We start from the raw sequence: 1728 nt of genomic DNA, 5'->3' as shown, positions 1-1728 counted from the left end.
TAGAGGCGATGGACATATCCTCAGGCATGCTAGAGGAAGCTCGGAAAAAGAATGTTTACACCAGTTTCCACCAACAAGTTTTGGGTGAACCCTTGGATTTTCCCTCAGCCACCTTTGATGCCATCATCAGTGTTGGCGTTTTTACTTATGGACATGTCAAAAGTAACGCATTTGACGAACTGATTCGTATTACCAAGCCAGGGGGATACATTGTTGTTAGCATGCCTACCGATCTGTATGAAAGTAGTGAGTTCAAACCAAAGCTAACTGCCCTAGAGGGGTCTGGTCAATGGGAAATGGTTACAGCGACAGAGCAATTTCGTACCCATCAAAAAAAAGACACTGGTGTTTATTTAAAAGTTTGGGTGTACAAGGTTTTTTAAGAGCACAATGTCAACAATAAATCATCTAAAAATAGTAGGAAAAGCGATTTTTTTTTGATGAACTATCAAAACCTTAACAATTTGGTAAATAAACCCAAAATTGTGGTATTATGGGCTACACCTAGATCTGTATCAACCGCCTTCGAGAGAACTTTTTCACAACGCCCAGATACAGCAATCATTGATGAACCATTCCTTGATGTTTATTACTTCAGCAAATGGCGGCGTTCCAATCGCTTTGGCGATTGTGAACAGCGCCAAGATTACCAACCTACTCAAGTCCTTGAGGAAATAAAATCCAAAGCGGAGGCAGCTCCTCTAGTTTTTATCAAAGAGATAGCTTACCAAGGACTGCCATACATCCCTCAGGATTTTCTCGCTTCTGCCATCAATACTTTCATTGTGCGTCATCCTCAGGAGGTAATGACTTCCTGGTATCGGGTAAATGAGTCTCCTACAAATGAAGAGTTTGGTTTTGATGCCTTGAAACAAATGTGGCAAATAGTAACTAAGCAATTAAAACAGAAACCAATCCTTGTTGAAGCTAATTCCTTCCGTCGCCATCCCCAAAAAGTTTTGAGCGAGTATTGCCAACGCATAGGAGTTAATTTTGAACCCCAAATGTTGAGTTGGAATCAGGATAAATGGAGAGAATGTCAGCCTGATGAAATGGAGAGTCGAGCTAAATGGTATCAAACTTTAGACGGTAGCAGTGGGATTGTGCCACCAACTGAAGAAAAAGTGGAAATTCGTCCTGAAGATGTCGGGATGGTTGAAGGAGCGCATAAAGTTTATGAAGAGCTTTATCATTTCGCAATTTGATGGGATAGCAATATGAATAAAGAAAAATTTTTACAAGGTCGCGTAGCAATAGTAACTGGCGGTACATCTGGTATAGGTAAAGCCGTCGCTCTTGCTTTAGCAGAAATTGGGGCTAACGTAGCCATTGGCTCCCGCTCCGCTGATAAAAGTTCTTGCCAAACAGAAATTGAGGTAAAGGGGGTTAAGGCTTTAGCAATGACCCTAGATGTCTCTTCTAGTGATTCAGTTGAGACTTTTTGCAATAATGTATTCAAAACTTTTGGTAAAGTCGATATTCTGGTTAATGCTGCTGGAATAACCTACCTGCATAAAATATGCGAGCATCCTGATCAAGACTGGTATCGTATTATTGATGTTAATCTCAATGGTATTTATCGTACGATCAAGTTTTGTTTACCAGGAATGATCGAACGCAAGTGGGGTCGCATTATCAACATTGCTTCTACTGCTGCCTCAGTTGGTAATCCTAATGTTCCTGCCTATTGTGCTTCTAAAGCAGCAGTGGTTGGGCTAACTCGTTGTG

At 41.0% G+C, this 1728-nt stretch carries 3 protein-coding genes; all 3 read left to right on the top strand.

Translation table 11 applies throughout. The features are described from left to right. Positions 1–383, top strand: a 383-nt coding sequence (locus F6K37_RS40980; protein WP_287257025.1) for a class I SAM-dependent DNA methyltransferase, incomplete at its 5' end; no start/stop codon positions are given. 57 nt (positions 384–440) lie between these two features. Then, positions 441–1205, top strand: a complete 765-nt coding sequence (locus tag F6K37_RS40975; protein WP_287257026.1) for a sulfotransferase-like domain-containing protein — start codon at positions 441–443, stop codon at positions 1203–1205. A 12-nt stretch (positions 1206–1217) separates the two neighbouring features. Further along, a partial coding sequence (locus F6K37_RS40970; RefSeq protein ID WP_287257024.1) for an SDR family NAD(P)-dependent oxidoreductase occupies positions 1218–1728 on the top strand: 511 nt, incomplete at its 3' end.

This window comes from Moorena sp. SIO4E2 (genome assembly GCF_010671945.1).
Classification (GTDB): Bacteria; Cyanobacteriota; Cyanobacteriia; order Cyanobacteriales; family Coleofasciculaceae; genus Moorena; species Moorena producens.
The sequence above is the reverse complement of the archived record's forward strand: the minus strand, read 5'-3'. Positions and strand labels throughout refer to the sequence as shown.

What these genes read in the sequence shown, in the direction of transcription:
- F6K37_RS40975 (WP_287257026.1), top strand. Translation starts at nt 441, where the DNA reads ATGAACTATCAAAACCTTAACAATTTGGTAAATAAACCCAAAATTGTG.